Origin of the sequence: Chryseobacterium sp. P1-3 (genome assembly GCF_000738495.1) — a bacterium.
GTDB lineage: Bacteria > Bacteroidota > Bacteroidia > Flavobacteriales > Weeksellaceae > Chryseobacterium > Chryseobacterium gallinarum.
This window is the reverse complement of the sequence record NZ_JPEQ01000002.1, coordinates 161,691-182,087: the sequence shown is the minus strand read 5'-3', so window position 1 is coordinate 182,087 and position 20,397 is coordinate 161,691. Positions and strand designations below refer to the sequence as shown.

The 20,397-nt window shown below is 35.4% G+C and carries 16 protein-coding genes and 1 pseudogene; all 17 read right to left on the bottom strand.

Annotated features, from left to right (window positions below; genetic code table 11):
- Positions 1 to 58: 58 nt before the first annotated feature.
- The 17 genes and pseudogenes from HX13_RS01480 to HX13_RS01395 all read right to left on the bottom strand — a co-directional run bounded on the left by HX13_RS01480 (position 59) and on the right by HX13_RS01395 (position 20,392).
- Entirely contained in the window at positions 59 to 382 is a 324-nt protein-coding gene (locus HX13_RS01480) for a hypothetical protein (RefSeq protein ID WP_128572149.1), read from the bottom strand.
- 22 nt (positions 383 to 404) lie between these two features.
- Positions 405 to 797 (bottom strand): hypothetical protein, encoded by a 393-nt coding sequence (locus HX13_RS01475; RefSeq protein ID WP_050019664.1) that lies wholly within the window; start codon positions 795 to 797, stop codon positions 405 to 407.
- A gap of 9 nt (positions 798 to 806) precedes the next feature.
- Positions 807 to 1,655 (bottom strand): hypothetical protein, encoded by an 849-nt coding sequence (locus HX13_RS01470; RefSeq protein WP_128572148.1) that lies wholly within the window; start codon positions 1,653 to 1,655, stop codon positions 807 to 809.
- Between the two features lie 270 nt (positions 1,656 to 1,925).
- The gene (locus HX13_RS01465) at positions 1,926 to 7,088 is read right to left on the bottom strand and encodes an Eco57I restriction-modification methylase domain-containing protein (RefSeq protein ID WP_050019662.1); all 5,163 of its coding nucleotides are present in this window, start codon (positions 7,086 to 7,088) and stop codon (positions 1,926 to 1,928) included.
- Positions 7,081 to 7,761, bottom strand: coding sequence for a hypothetical protein (locus HX13_RS01460; RefSeq protein WP_050019661.1), 681 nt, complete (start codon positions 7,759 to 7,761; stop codon positions 7,081 to 7,083). The genes HX13_RS01465 and HX13_RS01460 overlap by 8 nt, the downstream gene beginning before the upstream one ends.
- A 72-nt stretch (positions 7,762 to 7,833) precedes the next feature.
- The gene (locus tag HX13_RS01455) at positions 7,834 to 9,678 is read right to left on the bottom strand and encodes a hypothetical protein (protein WP_050019660.1); all 1,845 of its coding nucleotides are present in this window, start codon (positions 9,676 to 9,678) and stop codon (positions 7,834 to 7,836) included.
- 14 nt (positions 9,679 to 9,692) lie between these two features.
- Positions 9,693 to 10,112 carry a hypothetical protein gene (locus HX13_RS01450; RefSeq protein ID WP_050019659.1) on the bottom strand — a complete coding sequence of 140 codons (420 nt, stop codon included), beginning with the start codon at positions 10,110 to 10,112 and terminating at the stop codon, positions 9,693 to 9,695.
- A 56-nt stretch (positions 10,113 to 10,168) separates the two neighbouring features.
- Positions 10,169 to 10,858, bottom strand: coding sequence for a hypothetical protein (locus HX13_RS01445; RefSeq protein ID WP_050019658.1), 690 nt, complete (start codon positions 10,856 to 10,858; stop codon positions 10,169 to 10,171).
- A gap of 11 nt (positions 10,859 to 10,869) precedes the next feature.
- Positions 10,870 to 11,754 (bottom strand): M23 family metallopeptidase, encoded by an 885-nt coding sequence (locus HX13_RS25850; protein ID WP_128572147.1) that lies wholly within the window; start codon positions 11,752 to 11,754, stop codon positions 10,870 to 10,872.
- A 2-nt stretch (positions 11,755 to 11,756) separates the two neighbouring features.
- A pseudogene (locus HX13_RS01435) lies at positions 11,757 to 13,746 on the bottom strand (type IV secretion system DNA-binding domain-containing protein).
- 71 nt (positions 13,747 to 13,817) lie between these two features.
- Positions 13,818 to 14,687, bottom strand: coding sequence for a DUF4138 domain-containing protein (locus HX13_RS01430; RefSeq protein WP_050019657.1), 870 nt, complete (start codon positions 14,685 to 14,687; stop codon positions 13,818 to 13,820).
- Between the two features lie 4 nt (positions 14,688 to 14,691).
- A complete protein-coding gene (gene traM / locus HX13_RS01425) occupies positions 14,692 to 15,912 on the bottom strand; it encodes a conjugative transposon protein TraM (protein ID WP_050019720.1) in 1,221 nt (406 codons plus the stop codon).
- Between the two features lie 390 nt (positions 15,913 to 16,302).
- Entirely contained in the window at positions 16,303 to 16,917 is a 615-nt protein-coding gene (gene traK / locus HX13_RS01415) for a conjugative transposon protein TraK (RefSeq protein ID WP_050019655.1), read from the bottom strand.
- 37 nt (positions 16,918 to 16,954) lie between these two features.
- Entirely contained in the window at positions 16,955 to 18,190 is a 1,236-nt protein-coding gene (locus HX13_RS01410) for a hypothetical protein (protein ID WP_050019654.1), read from the bottom strand.
- A 2-nt stretch (positions 18,191 to 18,192) separates the two neighbouring features.
- The gene (locus HX13_RS01405) at positions 18,193 to 19,023 is read right to left on the bottom strand and encodes a hypothetical protein (RefSeq protein WP_050019653.1); all 831 of its coding nucleotides are present in this window, start codon (positions 19,021 to 19,023) and stop codon (positions 18,193 to 18,195) included.
- Positions 19,020 to 19,694: a hypothetical protein gene (locus tag HX13_RS01400; RefSeq protein WP_050019652.1), complete on the bottom strand. Its 675-nt coding sequence runs from the start codon at positions 19,692 to 19,694 to the stop codon at positions 19,020 to 19,022. Before HX13_RS01400 ends, HX13_RS01405 begins: the two co-directional genes overlap by 4 nt.
- An 11-nt stretch (positions 19,695 to 19,705) precedes the next feature.
- Positions 19,706 to 20,392: a hypothetical protein gene (locus tag HX13_RS01395; protein ID WP_050019651.1), complete on the bottom strand. Its 687-nt coding sequence runs from the start codon at positions 20,390 to 20,392 to the stop codon at positions 19,706 to 19,708.
- Positions 20,393 to 20,397: the final 5 nt, after the last annotated feature.

Sequence of the window (20,397 nt, the reverse complement as noted above, 5' to 3'; positions counted from 1 at the left end):
ATGTCTTGTGCTATAAAGATTAATCAAATTACAGCACAGATAAAAAGCTTTAAAATTCCTATTTCTTACTAAATTGTTCTAAAACTTTGTATTGTAAATGATTCAGGACATCAAGAACATAAGCGAGGTGGTTTTCAGCATTCATTGTTGCAAAATGTATCACTTGCATTGATTGATATGAAGGCATTTTTAACTTTCTTTCAAAATCAGGGTCATTTTGTCCTAAAGGAATACTTATCAGTTTCTCTTCTCCGCCTAATATATTCGCTGGCGTAAAATGGGAAAATCCATCTCTGAATTTTAGCTTATATTTAGTTAATTCATTTGCTTCCTCTTCACTAAGTATTTTGTATTTTTTACATCTCTGAATATTTTTGTCCATACTTCTTCCAGCGTACATCTTATCAGCCTGAATATATTTTTTTTATTATTTCTTCATCACCATAATCTGCAACAGTACCTACTTCAAATTGTATTAAAGTAAGCTTTAATGCTCTTTCAAGAAGTAGATTTGTATTAGTAATACTAGGGATATAAGCATTAATAATCAAGCAATAGACTGAATCCTTAATATGCTGTTCCAGATCCCTGAACAAAAACAAATTATGTACATACAAATACTTTTTATACTGATCATATCTAGATTCTAGGCCATTACTAAAAATCTCTTTAAGATCGGTTTTATTAACAGCGTCAATAATTCCTGATAGCTCCTCAAATTCCTTATCATCGTTTTTAAAGGAATTCAAAACACTATTCTTATATTTCCACTTTTCAATTTTTTTAGCTTTCTCCATATTAATATTTTAACATTTACAAATTTTCTCTTCAAAATCTGGCTGACCATAAAAGGTAAATCTAATTTCACAGTCAGGACATTCGTACACGTTCATCTTGTCACCACAGTTCATGCAGACTCCATTTATACTATGTTCATTACCTTCCTCATGAATGTTTAATGTATCGTAAATGATTGCTTTTTTTGCTTTACAAGCTTCGCAGCCAATGTAATCTGCTGCGTATATCAGATTTAAATTACAACAGTAGCATATTTCATTATTTGGAGAAAATGTCTTTTTGCAACAATTTATGCATTCGTAAGCTAAACCAGAATATTCAACTGCCATTCTATGCATTTCGTCAACATAAGGTTGAAATGAGATCAACTTGTTAAAATCATTTCCATCCAAATGCTCCTCATAAAATTCTGAGGGGCTTTCATACTCAAAACTAATATCTGTCAGTAAAGGCATCAATAAATGCGTTACAGCAAAGATTAATTCTTTTTTGAGATTAATTATTTCGTCTTCGGATAAAAACAAATTTAAATGTATGAGCTTATTTCTATACAGTTGAAATTTAGTAAGGTGATCAAAATGGTGTTCAGTAAAAAAAACCAAATCGCTATTGTCTTTCAAAATATTTTTGAGCTCTTCATATGTCTTAGTTTTTAAATGATTTTCTTTAAACTTTTCAAAAAGGATTTCGCTAGAAAAAGTCTCATTACTTTTTAAAATAGCATTAATATCAACTTCTTTTATTAAGTAAGCCTTTAGTGATAACTCAATTGATGTCTGGATATAAAGACAGGATATAATTGCTGTTTCCGGATCAAAAAATTTCTTTATCATTCTGTATAATTTCTTTAATTCCACGTTTTTAAAAATAGAACTGCGTTCTTGTAAATTGTTGAATAGATTTCCTGTAAATATATATCCATTTTCGAGTATTTTTTAAGCATTAATTATTAAAATTCTTATTTCATAATACAAAATAAACAACTTATTGCGCATTCTTTTTGCGTAGTTCAAGCAACATTATAATTAAATAATAAATACATAAAAGACGCATGAAATAAATTTCATGCGTCTTTATTATATTCTAATTAAAAATAGGAGTTGTTCACAGGAAATAAAAATTTTCAATTATCTTTTTCTGATTGTCACCACTACATTCTCCACACTTATATTTTCTTCTTGATTTGATATTGTGTTTACTTTACTTTTGAATTCCACATTATCAATAAATTCTACTGAATTTTTATATAAAATCTTATTTTCATCAGCTCTTTCCTTAATCAAATCCACATTTTTGTTCTTTTTTACACTTTCTTCTTTTTCTCTTTGATATTGCTCTATTAATTTGTCTTTTATCTCTGGCAGGTCTTCCAATTTCTTATCCAATTCTGCAATTTTCTCTTCAGTTGCTTTTGTCTGATTCTCAATTTCTGTAACATTCACCCCCTTTTCTGCTAAATATTGAATTGTTTTTTGAACTTCTAATTTTGAAAGGTCAATTGTTTTCTGATAAGAGGAAAGCTGATTTGTCCAATATTCAGCATTTTCTCCTTCTTCTTTAGAGTATCCCAATATTCTGTTGTAATTGTGCTGCGCTTTAGTTACGTCTTCCTGAACTTTGATAAAATCCTCATATTTTCTTAATACAAAGGCCCTATCAGCATTGAACCTGTCTTTTTCATTTTCAATTCGCTTTTTCATAAGCTCAATCTCAATATTAGCCCTTGTTTCAGGATTGGTAATAATGGCGGTTTTTAATTCTTGGGTACTGATGTCCGATATATCTAAAACATCCGCACCTTTCTTCATAGCTTCTAAATATCTGGCTTGCTTGGATTGTAGCTTTTGGAGCATGAAAACATCAATACTATCATTGGTTAGCATAAAATTGATTCTTACATTCTCATTTTTGTTTCCCTGTCTCCATGCACGTCCTTCCACCTGCCGTAGAGCTGTAAAATTATAAGGAAGAGAAAGTATGTACACATCGGTTGTATTTTCCTGAAGGTTCATTCCTTCCTGAATGGCTTCACTACCGATGATTACTTTTATTTTCCCTGAATTAAAATCATCCTGGATCTTTAGCCTGTTAGGTTTACTTGTCGCTCCTGTAATAATTCCGATTTCTTCTGGCTTATAACCTACCTCCTGTACAAGATATTCTTTCAGCTTTGGAAATTCTGCAACGGCTAATTCTGAATAAATAATTTGTCCTGAATCCGGTATGTCCTTCTTATTCTGGCGTATCAGATCCATAGTCTGTTTCAGCTTTGGAGAATTTTCTATAAACTCCTTTATAGTAGGAATTTCTCCATCATAATAAATCGACAGATACGGAGAAATAGCAATCAATCGGGCATTGAGAATATGAGTCAGGATTGCTCCTTTCTCCGTTTCGCTAAAATTTGCGTTGAGCAAATCATACTGCTCTTTCGTCAGATCATTTTGCTCGGTTTTATATTCTTTATTGATTTTGTTAGGCCGCTTCAGCTCCGGATTATCTTCTTCTCCTTTGATGTCAATAAATTCAGACAACAGCTGCTGAAAAAGAGAATTGTTTTTAAACCGTCGAACATTGGCTTTGAATTTCACATCTCCTCTGGCATCGATCTCCATATCATTATCAGCTTCCATAAAGGTTTCAAAGAAATTATTGACATTGAAATAACCAGACTCTTCGAGACGTTTATTCGCAATAAGGGATAAAATTGAATAATATTCCAAGGGTTTATTCGTGAAAGGAGTAGCCGAAAGCAGCGTTATGTTTCTACCATTATTTTTATCCTGAATGTACTGTGCAGCCATCCACGTGTTAATTCCCAGTTTTGATGTCTGCTGATTCTGACTCCTGAAATCCGAAGCAAATCTACGGTCTTCAACTCTAACCTTTCCTACAATATGATTGGCATTGTGTACTTCATCATAAGTAAGGTGATCAAATCCAAAATCTTCCCAGTCATAGATTTTGCCACGCTTCATCTTGCCTTCCACTTCCTTTTCTTTTTCCAAATCTTTCTGAAAATCCCTTTCACTGATGGCATTTACACTTTTCAGCTCACTTTCTGAAATGTAAGAAAATTTGGAAGCCAATTCCTGGGTAATATTCTCGGAAAAACCAATATTATTAAAACCCTCGTAGGTAACTATAGTAATTTCCCCGTCTTTATTATCAAACTTTGAGAGGTCATAATCTTTACCAAGATTCACCAGTACATTCACTTTAGCATTAGGAATTGTTTCAAATATCGTCTCCACCCATTGTTTAAGAATACTTTCATTAGGAACAGCAATCAGTGGTCTTTTTGCATTTCCACGCTCCACCGCCTCATGCATGGACAGTATTCCTGATAAGGTTTTTCCGAACCCAACTTCGTGAGCTAATAATCCAACACCTTTTGTAGTTTGTCTTCCGATTCCTGCTTTCTGAACTTCAGTTAATTTCAGTTCTCGTCCTTTAAAATTCTTATGGATTTTAGAAAATAACGGAAATTTGGAATAGTCCGGAACATGAATATTATTATAGTTTCTGTTAAAGTCTTTTACAAAACGCTGCCTTAACTCATCTGATAATTCTTCCCTTAAAAATTTATAAAACAAATCATTGGCAGCTGCTTTTCTCCTTTCACGAACTAAAGCATTTCTTTCTTTATCACTTCCTGTAACGGTCTCATTGTCCACAAAACTTCGGACTTCCCATGCTGAAGAACCAGCAAAAGCCTCACTGGATAACGTTCCGACAAAATCTTTAAATTTCTCAGCAAGGTTATAGGATACCATTGCCGGCTCTGTTTGTCTTGTCTTAGAATTCCACTGATCTTTTTCTACATAGCCCAAATCAAATTGATGTATAAACTCATGATTTGGACTGATAAAGATCTCATCCAGTGATTTTGTCTTAGGCAAAACACTTTCTAATAGTGCCTTTTGTTTCTCATACTGGTTTTCCGTTCCTCCAACAGCATATTTATCTATGAAGTCTTTTTCCAGTTGTCCCAATTTTGCATAAATATTCCCCTCTGCGTAATAAAAGTCGTGTACCCATTTTCCTCCAATATAGTTGGCAAATTGAGAGTGCTTTCTATGATTATGTAGAGTCCCGTCATAAGAAGTATCCTGAAATGCCTCAATCTGTTCCTTAGAAAGCTCAGAGCTGTTTTGGAGCGAAGTATTTACAATATCATCAGATTTAAGGAATTGGTATTTTAGAACTCCTTTTTTAAGCTCTACCTGGGGCTGAATTCTATACTCTGTATTTTTCCCGCTATAAGACTGAATAATCTTATCCGCTCTCTGAAGAATATCATCAATTCGATTTTGATCGAACTTCTGAGGTTCACTGGTAATTTGGAATTGAAGTTCTTTGTATTTATCAATCTCCTTTGTAATAGCAGGAGATTTAAATTTTACAGCATTAAGAGTCAAAAGTACCTGTTCAACTTTTTCATGGGTTTCAGTAAAATTTACTTCATCTGGCTCAGCATCTGTAATACTTTCCGATTTGTCCCCAGAATCCTTATTTTTTAAGATGATTTTAGGTTCTTCAACTTCCAGAAATAAATCTTCAAAAAGATTTCCGATTCTTTCGACTTCCTTTTTGCCCCTCAGCCGCTCTATTTTTAACAAAGCATCTTCTAAATTTCCGTGAACATAGTTTTCTTTTCGTCCAAAACGATTAGTTTTTTCACGGGTTTCACCCAGAATTTTCTCAGGATTAATTTCAAAATAATCGGAAATATCTCTGGAAATTTTTTGAGAGTCTTTTTTTAGAATAATAATATCCGTACCAATACCTGTCCCTGCAAAAACTCCATTGGGTAGACGGAAACCCTCTATCAATTCAGCATTTCTTAACTGGTTTTGCCTGTTTAGCCAACCAGACGGTAGCACCATTGCCAAAATGCCATCTGGTTTTAAAGAATCTAAAGAACGTTTAACGAAATAATCTTCATATTTTGAGATCTTCGGTTCTTCTCCCAAACCTTTATAAAGCCCCCGGTGTTCCCCGTAGGGCGGATTTCCAATAACCAAATCATATTTTTCAGAGAATTCTTTTTTATTACCCTTCTCATCAATAAATTCCGTTTCAAAGGAGCGGAGATTAATATCAGCTTCAGGATGAAGGATTTTTGAGATTTTAGCTGTAGTTTCATTGATTTCAAAAGCCGTAATTTTTGCTTTTATTCCCAATCCTTCTGTAGCATAGAGAAAGTTTCCTGTTCCTACACTAGGTTCTAATACCGAAATTTCCTGTCGGTTTTTAAACTGATCTTTGATTAAATTGCGGATAGCATCTACAATCTTTGAATCGGTGTAGTATTCATCTAATATCCCCCTACCCTCTTTTGCTGTACCGCCACTTTTGAACTGTCCACAGATATCTTTCAGATCATTTGTAAGATTAAGATTTTCTTGTAGAATAATTTTGCTGTCCCTTGAAACAAAGCAAGTTGCAGAAACAACTTCTGCAACTTGCTCATTATTAACTTTCTGCCCTTTATATTTTGAAATAAGAATCTCTACATCCTCATTATTTTTATGGGATGTATTTAATTCTGATCCTGTTCTGTAGGATAAAGTTCTCCCGGATATGATTCCGCCCATGGAATGTTTTCTTCCCTCATCTTCCTCATCATGTTCCTGTTGTGTTCCAGAAGCGGATCTTTCTCTTGCTGCGTTTCCCAAATCGCTCCACCCTGTGCCTGCAAGTCCATTTCCAACATGGTTGCTGCCCATAGCTTGTCTTCCTTGGTTATTTCCGTTTTGCTCGGATTGGCTGTTTGCGATAGGTTTTCCAGAACTTCGTTCAGAAGATTCGGTTCCCAAGTGCTGAGTGTCGGAAATTCTGTTTGATTTAATAGTAGTGCTTCCATCTTCCGATTTTTTTGGTTCGACTAAAATAGTATTTTTATTTTGAAGACCTAGTTTGTTTTCTAAATATTCACTTAAATTTTGATTACCGTTTTCTGAGATTCCATATAATGGACGAATATCCTTTATATTCTTCCCATTCATATCTGTAAGAATTTTGATGGTCATCATATTCCCTCTTCTATCTCCATCCAGACAAAGAAATATTTTACCAGCATAATTCTGATACCTGCCAATAAACTTTTTGGTATTTTCTCCGGAATGAAGCGCAACAAGAGTTCTATTATTATTCTGATTATTTAATTTCAGAAGTTCCAAAAAAGAATGTTTATCCTTTATACTTTTAAAAACAATAAGTTCTTCCTTATTTCCCTCTATTACGGAAATATCATCATCTTTATATGCTAAGCTATTTTCACTCACTTTTTCGGCTTTTTACAAAATGGTTAAATTCAAACAGTTCTTTGGCATCACTATCCCAGTTCTTTCTGGGTAATAATTGAAGGGTCACAAATATGTCGTCCTTCTTATTATAGGAATCGATACGCTCCAATCTTCCGTTATAATCCTTTTCTGCATGTTTATACAGTGAATATGGTAAGATTGTGTCTGTTGGATAGATATAAAATCTTGTATAAGTCCAGGGAGAATTAATCTCAAAGCGTCTGTACTTTTTCTGAAATAAGATCGTATCGTATAGATTTCTTCTGTTTCTATAATTAGGAATCCACTCTTTTGAAAACACAGCCCCTTCCTTCTTGTTCCAAACCAGAAAAGGCTGCCTCTTCTTAGAAAGGTCTGAAAAAATGAGATTACTCTCCACGAGGTCAAAAGGATAGTAGAGTGAATCCCTGATATAATACATTTGCTTACTTATCTCAGGAAATGAAAGATCAGGAACCTCTTCTATAAGCTCATTTTTAGAGTAATTTAGTTTTGATACATGAAAACTCTGCATTTTCCCCAGTCCTTTGGACGCATCAAAATAGACGTTCGATATAATATCAATTCCACCTTTATCGGATTTGATTTCTTTATGGCAGGAACTGATGGTGAAAAGAAAAAGCAGGTATGGAAGTATTAAATTTATTTTCATATTAAAAGATTTTAAAAAAAGCGGCAAATCATTCTTAGACTTGCCGCTTTAAAATAATGGACAGGTATGATTTTATCGTTTAATGCTTTGTTCCTTTACATTGGCTTTATCATGTCCTTTTTCATCTTCCATCCCCTGTAAAGGCTTGTTGGTATTGATCCTGGTCATATCCTGATCATAGAGGTTCAGGTTTTTGTATTGTGGGTTTAAAACCGCTTTTGCTTCAACCACCTGATCATTTTCTTTTATCTTTACTTTAACTATATTCCCTTTTTCCAGTGATTTGATGGTGCTGTCTTTATATTCTGGTTTATCGAATACCAGGTTTGATTTTTCTACAATCTCAGCAGTATCAATGCCATAGTTTTTATAAAAATTCTGGAATTTGTAATTTCCTTTTTCGGTTTTGGGTTCACTAAAATCGAATTTCACAAAGGCAGGCTCTTTTTGATCAGTCTTGGGATTCAGAAACTCTATCTTCACACTGCGCCCTTCCAGCAGGTTTACAGCTTCTTTAGCCGTAAAAGTATTTTCACGGTTTACCGGAAAATTATGGGACATCTCTTCATTTTTATCATTTGTTAATTTTGAATGATAAGAATTAAGAAAGACTCCACCATTTTCAGTTTTGCTGAATTTCAAAATAAAATCTACTTTATTTCCGGGCAGAGCCTTATCGGAAGAGGATTTAATTTCAAATTCATTTTTCTTTGATTTAATTCCTTTTTCCAAATCTTTGTGAAGCTTTTCACCTTCTCCAAAACCAAGATATTTCATCTGGTCTTTTAGGTATTGTACCTGATTAAATTCTTTTTGTGTTTCCATAATGTTATAATTTTGGTTGTTAAACTTTATATCATTTATTGTTAATATTTTAAAGGAAGGCAAGTTATCTTCGTTTAGATAGTTTTTTAAAATTTCGCCATTTCCTAATAATTCATAAGATTCGCCGTACTCCTGCTTTTCCAATAAGCCAAAAACTAATGCGTATTTATCATTCTTCGATAGTTGGTGTCCATCAAGAACATCGGGTATTTGATCCAATTGTTGCTTTGTCAAAGAATCATCATCATCTGTTATTCCAAATTCAGTTTTTTGCGCATAAGCTGCTCTTTGATTCTCAGTAATCTGTAATTTTTCAAGTATGAATTCATTTTCTTTCATAAAGGTTCTGTAGTTGAGCAGATCTTTTTTTTCCTCTACTGAAAGTTTCGGGGAAAGATCATTTTTTGCCGCCTTTTCTTTTAAGTTCTGTTCCGCAAAGATTCTAAAGTCGAATAATGTTTGTGGATGGTTATAATGATCTCTCAGAGTTCTCCATCCATTGCCATCGGGTAATCTGTATTCTTGAGTTTGAAGATCATAGCTGTAGTAGCTATTTTCACTCGGGCTTATCAACGAACCGCTACCATCATCATATTCCCGCCAGAACCATCCTGGTGGAAGACCGGATGCGGGAACCAGATTTTCTTCAAAATCTTCCTTAAAAAACAGATCTTCAAATCCAAGATTGTTTTCTTCCCAATCAAGATCACGGGTACTTTTCCGGCTTTCAGGTGAATCTTTGATGAGTTGATTGACTTCAATATTAAAGTTATTCTCTACTCTTTCGTATTGATGGTAATGGTAAGCCATTCGTTCCTCAATCTGTCTATTGTCTAGTCCTGAGCTTAAATCAGTCCTATTCTGAAATTCTTTTGCCCATAAATCGAAAAGTAAATTGTGCCTATCTGAAGGATTATCTATTCTGACTATTGTATTTCTTTTGTTATCTACAAACTGTAGGATTTTATCATCATCGTAATTATTGAGAACTTCTACCGCATATTTTGCCGTCATATTTCTGAATTTTTCCTGAAAACTATTATCAATCAATTCATTTACAGAATAAGGATGAGTATTTACAGAATGAGACATTTTTAGCTTTATTCTTAAATTGATAAATAGCGATGAACTTTTTTTTCCTGACCGGAAAACTTCCGTTCACCATCTTTAAACCATTGTTCCGGAGACGTATTTTTCATCTCTTTTACAAAATTTTTATAAGCCCGGGTTATCGGAGTAATATTCTTATCATACCAACTTAAATCATTGATTGGTCCCATAATTTTTGGATTTTGATTATTACTAGTATGATTTTCTAGTTTTCGTTCTTCCGGATCAATGGCACGTAAATCAAAAGGATCTGCATCCAGTCCGTAATCAAACGTATAACCAATAGCTTCGCATTCTTCCTGAAAAATGGCGCAATCATTATAGTCAAGTCCCTCGTGCACTGCCTTTTGCTGCCATTTATCACATACGGCCTTCAGTTCTTCAGGAATAAGCTCATAATCTTCAAATAAATCCATTCTTAAATTTTATTTACTTTGAAATTCTACTATATATTAGGCTTATCAACAGAGTTTTATCTTCTAAAACCCCTTTTTTCATCCCGCTCCTGCTGCTCCTCTTCTCTCATCCGGATTCCATCCTGGTAGAGATCAGGATCGTTTACATTCAACTGAACATCCGATTTTTCCTGTTTTTGGAAAATCTCATCAACAATATCTATCTCTCTTGATACTATATTCAGATCACGGGAAATCTCTTTTGCGATTTCATGTGGAAACCCTGCTTCTAATTTATTGTTGATAAATGCCTTTAGCTTTAATAACTCATTTTTGTAGCGACCAAGTTCCTCAGCATCCTTTTTATCTGCAATAATGGCGGTAAGTTCAGTAGCATGTTTCGTCAAATCAAACTCAAATACTTTCCCTGTTTCTTCATCAAAGACAAAAGCCTTCTTTTCAAGTCCCAGAAACCCCGAAGGCAATTTATTTGAGACTTCCTTTATATCAGTGTATTCAATTCTCTTTTCACTGTTTTCAAGGAGTTCCGAGAGATTTTTATCACGTTCTAAAAAAATGACGTTAAGCCGGCTATTGTTTTCAACTAGCTGAAAAGTGGCTCTTCTTTTATCATTGTCCGCAACGATCGTATATCCCTGCAAAAACCTCTGAATATCTTCAGGACTTAATTTTTTAGAAAATGTATTGTCCTGGTCAATAATTCCATATTTCTTCAGCTGATCTGTGGGTAAATTGTTATTTTTCATTTTTAATCTATTTAGTAGGGTTTGTATAATGCTGTACTGGTATTAGGGTAGGTTACTATAAGGTTATTGACTCTTATTAAATCATTGAGAAAATTAACCGGGTTAATCCTTTGTCCAAATTCTTTCACCGAAAAATGTAAATGTGGACCTGTAGAATTTCCGGTATTTCCACTCTTTCCAATGATAAATCCAGCTTTCACCGGCTCTCCGACTTTGTAATAGCTCTCCGATAAGTGCAGATAAGCCGTTTCAAAGCGGTTGAAGTGCCGTACTTTAATATAGTTGCCTCCGCCACCAGGGTCCCAGCCACTGGCCGTTACAACTCCATCTATTACAGCATATATATTTTCATAATGAGCTTTTAAATCAATACCCCCATGCATTCTCTTCGTACCGAAAATAGGATGTACCCTCGTTCCATAAGGAGATGTGATACTCATTGTATTACGCAGAGGCATTACAATTTTTGATAATTGTTCTTTAGGCTCCTCTACAAAATCATATAAGGCCCCGGAAGGTTGATTTTTTAAATCCTCTCTTTTTTTCTCAGATCTAAGCTGAGTCACCAGAAGTAAAGAATCTTTTGCTCTTTGAATGTCTCTTCTGGAATTGTTTACATGGCTGTATTCTTTCAGTAGTATCTTTAAAGAATCGATTTCATTCTTCAAATCCGACTTTGTGGTTGTATTGAAGATATTTTTCCAAAAGTTTTTTCTATTTTTTTTATTTAACTGCTCATCCTCTTTTGTCGTTTCAATAATCTTTGGGCTTTCAGGCTTCTTAGGCTGTGAAGGTGAAAGTGTATTGAATTGAGCAAACGTAAAGCTGCTTATTAATAGGAAAATGGGTAAAACCATCTTGTAAAGTCTGCCACTTATTATTTTAGTCTGTACCATAATTATGCTTTTACTAATTCTCTGACGATTAATTCCACTTCTTTATTGATTTTTCTAAAATTGGTCATCAGTACTTCCTCTTTACGATTAACTCCTGCCTTATCTACAAAAGAATAGTAAGTCGGCATAGGCGGAAGTTCCGCTTCCTCTTTTTTAATACTTTTCATATCCAGGTTAATTTTGCCGTTCACCGCAGAAGTTTTGTATTCTTCAGTATTATTTTCTTCACCCTGAGCAATAATCCCAGCCATTTCTCCGGTCCTGAGTGCCGCAATTTTTCCAGCGGGAATCATAAAATCCATTTTCTCATTGATACTTGTGGTTGTTCCTTGCTGAGAGATGGATTGGGAGTATGATTTCTGTTTTATTTTACCAAAAAGCTTTTCAAGCCAGTCAAGCGTGTTTTTTATCTCTTACAGAGCCTGAAAGAATATTTCCAACAATCGCAGAAATAGTATCCGCTACTTCCTTCTTGTAAAACTGGCGAAGCTGTGGAAGTTCCTGAAGACCTAACATTACAGCAACCCTGTTACTTCTTGCTGTGGCAACGACATTATCAATTTTATGAATGTAAATCGTCGGAAATTCATCAGCAATAATACCTCCTGGTAGATTGTTTTTGGAATTGATTAAACGCAGTGTCCTGTTGAGTACCGAAGAATATAAGGCAGAATTAATATCCTGAGTTCCCGGATCTGAAGCCAGAATAATAATGGAAGGATTATTCCGGTCCGTAATCTTCAGCTCTACTTCATCACCTGAAAACACCCAAAAGCTTTCCTTGGTAGCCAGTCTGGACAAAAATATTTTTAGTGTTCCTACCTGACCTTCCAATTGGTCAAAAGCCTTGTTTTCATAAGCTGATTTAAAGGGTGATAATAATGAATACAGTTCCTCATGATTAAAAAGTGTATCGAAAATTTCCTTATAACTTCTGTTCATAAAAGAAAGGATATGAGGTAAATCCGAATATTTTCCATTTTCGTAAGTGGCAAAAAAATAAATACAGGAGGAAAGAAAATTAATGGCCGATTGGGTAAAGAACTGATCAGACCCTCCTCCTGAGCTGGTACTGCCCTTTTGCAGAGAAGATACCATCGCTTCTGCCATCTCCTGTGCCTCTGCCAGGGTTTTCACATATTCTTTTTTGAAAGAATTTACCCTTCTTGATTTTTCAACATCATTAAGATTGATAACGTGGAAGCTGTAGTTATAATCAGAATCTTTACTCTTCTTAAGCAGATAATGGTAATAGGCAATTTGTCCCAGATCAGGAAACTTAAAATCATAAATCATGAGACAAAATCCTTTGGCTATCATCTGTCTGATAGCGGGATTGATCACGCCAAAAGATTTACCAGAGCCCGGAACGCCAATTACCATTGTCCCGCGAAATGGATCAATATTTATCCACCCTTCATGCTTTTTGCCCCCATACCAAAAAATATAGGGAATATTGATACTGCTATTGGATTGTACAAGCTCCTGATTTTGATCAAAAGACTCTTCTTCCACATTCCACCTATCTTTTCCCATTTTCTGCTGCATCAGTTTAGAAATACTATCAGCTCCCATCTGAAGGATCACTGCTCCCAGAAAAGAAAGAAAAGCATAAACAACCTGATAAAGATGCATTCCCGGAAAGATTTTAGGTAACGAAGATTCACCAGCTTCTTTTTGCCAAACCAAAGAAGAAAACATCATCACAAGCCCCAGTACCATAGGAACAACTATTTCTACAGCAATATTTAAATCTTTCTTTTTCTTGGCTTTTGTACCGATGGCTACCAATCCTATCAGAATAAGTGTGGCAAATTTGGCATTGACAGGTGGGTAAATAAAGCTCATTTTAGAAAAGTTCCTGAGCAGATTCGAGAGTACTGGAATATCTGCATGCAGATAAAATAGTGATGCACAATCCAAAGCAACTATGGTATATACTACTTTTTGCAGGAATCCATATATTTTAATCTGATGCTGCTGTTCTTGCATTTATACTATTTTTGAATATTATTATTTATTCTAAATGGAAGCGGAACTTCCGCTGAAGGCCGAACTTCGGCTTAGAAGGTGTCAGCTTTAAGAATATCCGAGTAGTTGATCTTCATTTCCAGAGTTCTTCCGGAAAGCTGTTCTTCTACCAGGCGAATCATCATCACCTTAGAATTCGGGTAAGTAAATTTTTTGAACACATAAATATTCCGGAAATTTTTCCTAAAATATTTTTGAGCATTCAATTGGAAAATCGGAGTCATTTCTATGCTCTGATTATTGGTAGCCTTATGGATCTGCTTATCTTCTACAGAAAATTTCAAAGCTTCAATGTCATAGCCCAAATTGGAATTGTTTTTAAAGGTCATATCCAAGAAAATGTAATCACTCATGACATAGACATTATTGAGCTGAACCTTAAGCCTAAGGTTTTTCTCTTCCCGAATCGGATCTTTTTCTGATTTTGTCTGAATAATATTCAGTGCAAATTTTCTAAGCTCAAAATTGGAAAACACCATTTTATTAAACTCTATAGGCTGCATTGCCTCCGGTTGAATATGAACATTGGCAACAGTACTCCGAGTCTCAGAATTCCTGTAAACTGCTTTATATTGAGCAATAAAAGACTGTGCTACTACCGTGATAATCCCAATTTGATCTCCGTTACTGTGTACAGATAGGCTTTTACTTCCCTCTTTATCTGTTGCATTTGACTTATCTGTAATCTTGACCCTGGCAATATGAGTCATTGGTAAATCACCCGTCAGCTGCTGAGTAGATAAGTCCACATATTGTATAGGTTCCGGAGAAATTAGATGAAGGCTGATTCCTTCAGTAATGTCTATTTCCGGTAAATCTGAAATAACCTGCTGCCTTGTAGCAGTTTGTGCAGTAAAAAATTGAGTTATGAAAATAAGTAACGTATATAATAGAGCTTTCATCTGTTTATTTTTTTTGTTGGTTTTGTGAATCTTTCATTTGTTTTTCATCAATCAGAAATACCTGTGAGCCATATTTTAATTTGGCTTTATTGGTTTTAATCAGATTGGCAATGGACTTTGAAGTAGAGGTAAATAACTTGGAGCCTATACTGGTGAAAAATCCCTGTCCGCCCATATCCATCTGCGTTCCCTGTACAGAGTTACTTCCCATTTCCCGGATCATATCCCGGAAAATACTCTCCGGAACATACAGACCTTTCATTCCATCAACATCGTAAATAGATAAATTGACAGGATAAATTTCTCCTTTAATGAATGCAGAAATTATAGTAAGATTCACCCTTTGCATTGAGAATCCTGAGATTTGTCCATATAGTATAGAGCCTTTCTCAAGCCTTTTATTTCCAACGAAAATATCCTCTAATAATCTCAGCCGGATTCTGCTTCCTAAATAACCTTTGTTATTTTCGTCAATCACCGCCTTGATAAAACTATTTTCCCTTTCTCTATAAAAAGCATTGAACTCCCTGTTTATCCCTGATTTGCTGACATTGAATGTTGAATTAAGGAATTCTTCAAGCTTTTCCTTACTGGCTTTCAGCTTTTCTTCAGCCATCAGCTTATTTTGATATTCAGGATCTCGTGATTTTTCTAAAGAATCCATTACCAGCATCTGTTGTTTCAGATATTTAGCAGGATCAGGAGCCTGAGCCTGCTCTCTATTTCGAGATTTTGCTTCCTGACTTTCCATAGGATTATTATTCTCCCCTCTCCCGTAGGATTTATCGTTCAGCATTCTGATAATATCCGAAGACCTTTTATAGTCTCTGTCATTATTTTGCTCTTGCTTGGGATTATAATAAGAGGATGAATTTCCCTTGGGTCCGTATTCGTTTTGTCTTTTAGATAAGCTTTTAAGTGAATCTATTTTTCTTTTTTGAGCTAATGATAACTGGTCTTCATAGTGTAATAAACTATCCTTCTCTTTGTCAAGCCCTTCCAGCATTGTTCTGTTATCCTCTTTCTTGAAAAATGCATCATAAGCATCATTTTTACTCATAATAGAATCCTTAGACTCGCCAAGAGAAAGAGAGAGTTCTTTGGGTTTATCCTTAGGTGGCTCCTTTTGGGTAAACCCAGCCCCCACATAAGCAAAAAGAAGCAGGAATGGCAAAGCCAAAAGAGGCAGCACATATTTTTTTTCCTTAAAATTCAGTTTTTTCATTGAGTTTCGATTTTTAGATAAATTACCTCCGGTGCTACCGGTCATTTTTTAATTGCTGATATTGGTTAAACAAATATTCAATCCTCAAGCTGTCCTGCTTTTGCAGTTGTCTCTCGTCCCTTTTCAGTTTTAAAATTTTAAGCTCTTCCACAATCTTTTTCATCTCTTTTTCATTGTTTACATTAGGATTCTGGGGTATCTGATTTTTGGAATAAAGGGTGGGAGGCTTAATTTTAAATACTGTCCCCAAGGGAAAGAAAATGCCCTGAATCAGAAAACCTACAAAGGATACTGAGAGAAAAATCATCGAATAGGTAAAAAACTTTTTAGGATGGTGGACTATCCAGTGTAAGCACTTCCGCCTTGTTTGTTTAAATAAAGAGTTCATGGCTAGTACGAATTTTTAGTTTGATTAGAAATGTCTTCATTATCGATGATACGCCAGTTTTTGAGGATCACACCGTGCGGGTTATTAGGACTACGGATGAGATCTTCAAAGAAACCCTCTGTGATTAATTTTCGGGTAATAATGGATGACTTCCTGGTAATCATCTGTTTTCCGAAAAAAACGAATTTCTTTTGCTCTGGATTGAGGGTTATCGAATCCGTATGGATACTAACCATTGAACTCGAAGCTATAATCTGGTTATAAAAACCTTTTTCCCTTAAATTGGTATATTCTTTCTTTCCACTGTCATCAATCAGATAAAGGGATTTCTGAATATTGTCCTTGATATAGGTATCGTCAGGAGCCAACGTGAAAAATAATCTGTGAAAAAGTTCGATCTGAGCTTTATATTCAACGGGTCTGTTAAGCAAAACATCGGTTTGCTTGGCCAAAACCGGAACGCCATTATCCAATATGTAGATGGATTTTCTGGAATCTTCAATGATTCTATAAGCAAAGAAAAAACCACCTATGACAATGAAAACCGCAAAAGCAATACTCGCCAGAGAAACAATCTTGTTAATCTTTATTCTTTGTTCAATATTTTTGATAAGCATTTTTATTTTAGAATTAGAATTAGACACTAGGACTTATTTATTTTCCACTTTTCATGGCTCTGTTCACTCTACCTGATGCAGAGCCTGCCGCAGCAGATTTTGCAGCCGCTACACCTCCTGTTTTGGCAGCTAGTATTGCTGTTTTTACAGTACTTACCATTTTACCAGCGGCATTTTTCATTTTGGTCATTACCCCTGCTCCACCGGCCGTTACAATCGTATCAGCAATAGTGGGCGTCATTAAAACACCTATGCCGGTAACGATATAGGCAACACAGGTAAAAAGCTGGTTATAGATCATTCCTGAATTATTGATATAGACCATCAGGGCATCTAAATTGGTAACAGTTCCATCCGTTAAAAGCGTGTTGTATCGGTCTATTTCCATAGTATAACCGGAAGCAATGAGCTGCTGCCCTATGTTGATAATGGTATAAGCCACGAAAGTGTACAGATTGATGTTGATGAATTTAGAAACCCAGCTGTACAGAGAATTTTCAAATCCCGGAACAAGAGCCATTCCCACAGCAATAGGTCCTAAAATAATGAGTATATAGGCCCAAATCTTCTGAATAAAGAAAATAAGGTAGACACAAATCCTGAGAATGGAGAGACATACAAATTCAATGACTTCAGCTACTAATTTTTGCATCTGGAATTGCATTCTGATCTGCCATTCCTTAATAGGCTGGATAAGTTTATCTAGTCCCTCACTAATATCAAACCAGGAATCATCTGCATCTTTACCGGCATTTTCAATAACCTCCTGCTTGGCATCTTCACTGGCTTTAAGTTTTATGACGACATCCAATAATTGCTGCTGCTTCTTGAACCTTTCAACTCTTAAGTCATTGACCTCAGATTCTATATCACTAAAAATAGCCACTCCCGGTTCTGCAATAGCTTCAAAGGGAGCTTGAATCAAATTCACGAATCCTGTCCAGTAGATTAGGGTAAATCCAATCAAAACAGGTTTTAGCATAGGCGTAATTTCCCATTCCCTGTCGCCAGCAGCCATTTGCCATCCCATATACCCCAGATACATCAAAGCACCGAGTCCGCCTATAGCCTTTCCAACCAGTGCAGCATCATTTGCACTATCCTGAACACTGGTATCGAGCTTTGTAAACACCTCCATAAACCATTTCTCAAAAGCACCATCACCTTTTAAAAACTGAAGTAAATTACTGTAATCGCTGTCTGTCTGGGCAAAGCCCATTACTGGTAATACTACTGCCAGTAAACAACAAAATAAGGTTAGTCTTTTATTCATATTTAATATCGGTGTTTGTATTGTTGCATTATACTCTCGGCACGCCACTTATCTGATGCCGGAGCCCAGCCCGAAGGCAATGCAGAAGGAGAATGATCTTTCAAAATATTTTTATAATCCAGAAGCAGGGTCGTCTTGTTATTTTGCTTTCTTAACTCCTGTACAAATTTCCTCCAGCGTAAGAGTGTTTCGTGGTACATCATAAAGCGTTTTCCCCTTGGCATATCCATAGATCGGGACATTGCATATTTTTCTTTAATGAGATTAAGCTCCTCCTGAAGCCTTTTCAGTGTTCCTGTAGTATGAAGTGCCTGGTAAGCCTCCTGATCTTTTAGTCTCCACTGCATAAAATTTTGAGGAGTATCAGGAAATTCCGTGATTGGTTTTAACATCCGCTTGTAATACAAGAGCCATAACGGATCAGCATCTACAGTAGCGCTCGTCCAATGTGCAAAATCCTGAACGCTCCTTTTGTAAATGGTATCAGAGGCTGCCTTTATTTTTTTAGCCTCTTCTTCCTCGTATTTCAATTGAGCAAATCGCTGATTCTGTACTCCTGTAGGCTTTAATGGTCTTATGTCCTCTCCATCCTTATAATCTCTATTGATATTAGGAGCCCACATCCCCCATACCGTGGCATAAGCAAAATTGGTTTGAATCCCTAAAAAATATTTAGGATAGGGGCGCCAGTCTCCCCAGCTTTCAAAAACCATTCTTTTATGCTGGGCAACAATGGCCGGATCATTCAGGCGCTTTACACTTACTTGTGCAAAAACACCCATAGTTATAAACAAAAATGAAAGGCCTATTAATTTTCTGAATTGATATTTCATCGTTTAATTAAATATGTATTATATTTTTGAATAATATCTCCCACAATCGCTCTGTCGACATTAATGTAATTCCTAAGGACAGGGACCTGATAGAGATAAGGGATCTTCTTGGCATTCTCTAAGCGTAAAATGATATAGAGAATATTACCATTGATGTTTCTAACCCTTGTAAATACCTTTTCTAAAAGCATTTCCCGATCCATAGCATCCATCAAAAAGTCTTTGTTTTCATTTAATATATCCGCCGATACTTCCTGCTTAAGTTTTAGCAACTGTTCTCCTATTGCGCTATAATATTTTGAAACTAAAACCGCATATTCAGGGTGTTGTATCGATAAATCCAGCATTTTGTTAGAATTGTTCCCTATTTTTCCTAAATACTGATAGAGATAGATGAGTTTTTTACTCTGAGTAAGGGCTGAATTAACATTTTTCAACTGCTGATAGATATATTCCTGAATAACAATAACTTGTGCAGTTTTATTTTTAATCTCATTATAGAGCTCATTCTGCTTTTCATAAGAGTCTAAAAACACCTGTTCACTTCCCAATCGAACACCATGATTTACCGTCAGTTGGGATAAAAGTTTATCATTGATAACTATTTGCTGACTTCTTACCATAGTGGAAGAAAATGCCAGAATTCCTAAAAAAAATATTCTTCTATTCATCTCTTTCTTATTTAAAAGGATTTGATATTTTTCATGATATTTTCCACAACCTGCCTATCCCTGTTGACATAATATTGGAAAGCTCTCTTGTTTCTTAGGACTTTAGCCTTAATGTCACGTATTTTTAAAAGCATGTGGGTAGAATTCCTGCTAAGGGTTTTCACCTCTCCTAAAGCATAGTCCAATAAAATTTTACGCTCCGATTTTTCCATTTGATTGATCGCTCCGTAAGAGAGGATAATTCCTGTAATGAGGCGGGTCACCATTTGCAGATCATCCACATACTGCACTCCGGAAGGTAAAACCGTTATAATGGAATAAGGTGCTGTACTCAATTCATCAATAATGGAAGCCTGGTTTTGAGTAATTTTCTTAACCTCCCTGCTCATTGCTACTCCCGTTGGGATAGCCTTCAAAGCAAATGAAACAACCCTTAGCCTATCCTGTATTTTAGTAACCTTATCCTTAAAGCTATTCCACTCATTTCTGTTGGTGCTCTCAATACCCGCATTCAGAGCCTGATTCTTTCGCATTTCCTTTTGCCTGTCATGCTCTTTCATCGTAGCATTAATTTCTATATTCATCATCGGAAAAGAAACATTTTCTTTCTGCCAGGCGGGTGTTGAGCTCCCACCGGAAGAAGTGATTATGATGTAAAACGTCGAAATAAATAAGCTTAGAAAAATTTTCTTTTTCATTGTAT

Bases quoted from the DNA above. Each gene is read 5' to 3' on its own strand.
- HX13_RS01480 (WP_128572149.1), bottom strand. From the start codon at position 382: ATGGACAAAAATATTCAGAGATGTAAAAAATACAAAATACTTAGTGAA.
- HX13_RS01475 (WP_050019664.1), bottom strand. From the start codon at position 797: ATGGAGAAAGCTAAAAAAATTGAAAAGTGGAAATATAAGAATAGTGTT.
- HX13_RS01460 (WP_050019661.1), bottom strand. From the start codon at position 7,761: ATGAAAATAAATTTAATACTTCCATACCTGCTTTTTCTTTTCACCATC.
- HX13_RS01455 (WP_050019660.1), bottom strand. From the start codon at position 9,678: ATGTCTCATTCTGTAAATACTCATCCTTATTCTGTAAATGAATTGATT.
- HX13_RS01450 (WP_050019659.1), bottom strand. From the start codon at position 10,112: ATGGATTTATTTGAAGATTATGAGCTTATTCCTGAAGAACTGAAGGCC.
- HX13_RS01445 (WP_050019658.1), bottom strand. From the start codon at position 10,858: ATGAAAAATAACAATTTACCCACAGATCAGCTGAAGAAATATGGAATT.
- HX13_RS25850 (WP_128572147.1), bottom strand. From the start codon at position 11,754: ATGGTACAGACTAAAATAATAAGTGGCAGACTTTACAAGATGGTTTTA.
- HX13_RS01430 (WP_050019657.1), bottom strand. From the start codon at position 14,687: ATGAAAGCTCTATTATATACGTTACTTATTTTCATAACTCAATTTTTT.
- traM (WP_050019720.1), bottom strand. From the start codon at position 15,912: ATGAAAAAACTGAATTTTAAGGAAAAAAAATATGTGCTGCCTCTTTTG.
- traK (WP_050019655.1), bottom strand. From the start codon at position 16,917: ATGCTTATCAAAAATATTGAACAAAGAATAAAGATTAACAAGATTGTT.
- HX13_RS01410 (WP_050019654.1), bottom strand. From the start codon at position 18,190: ATGAATAAAAGACTAACCTTATTTTGTTGTTTACTGGCAGTAGTATTA.
- HX13_RS01405 (WP_050019653.1), bottom strand. From the start codon at position 19,023: ATGAAATATCAATTCAGAAAATTAATAGGCCTTTCATTTTTGTTTATA.
- HX13_RS01400 (WP_050019652.1), bottom strand. From the start codon at position 19,694: ATGAATAGAAGAATATTTTTTTTAGGAATTCTGGCATTTTCTTCCACT.
- HX13_RS01395 (WP_050019651.1), bottom strand. From the start codon at position 20,392: ATGAAAAAGAAAATTTTTCTAAGCTTATTTATTTCGACGTTTTACATC.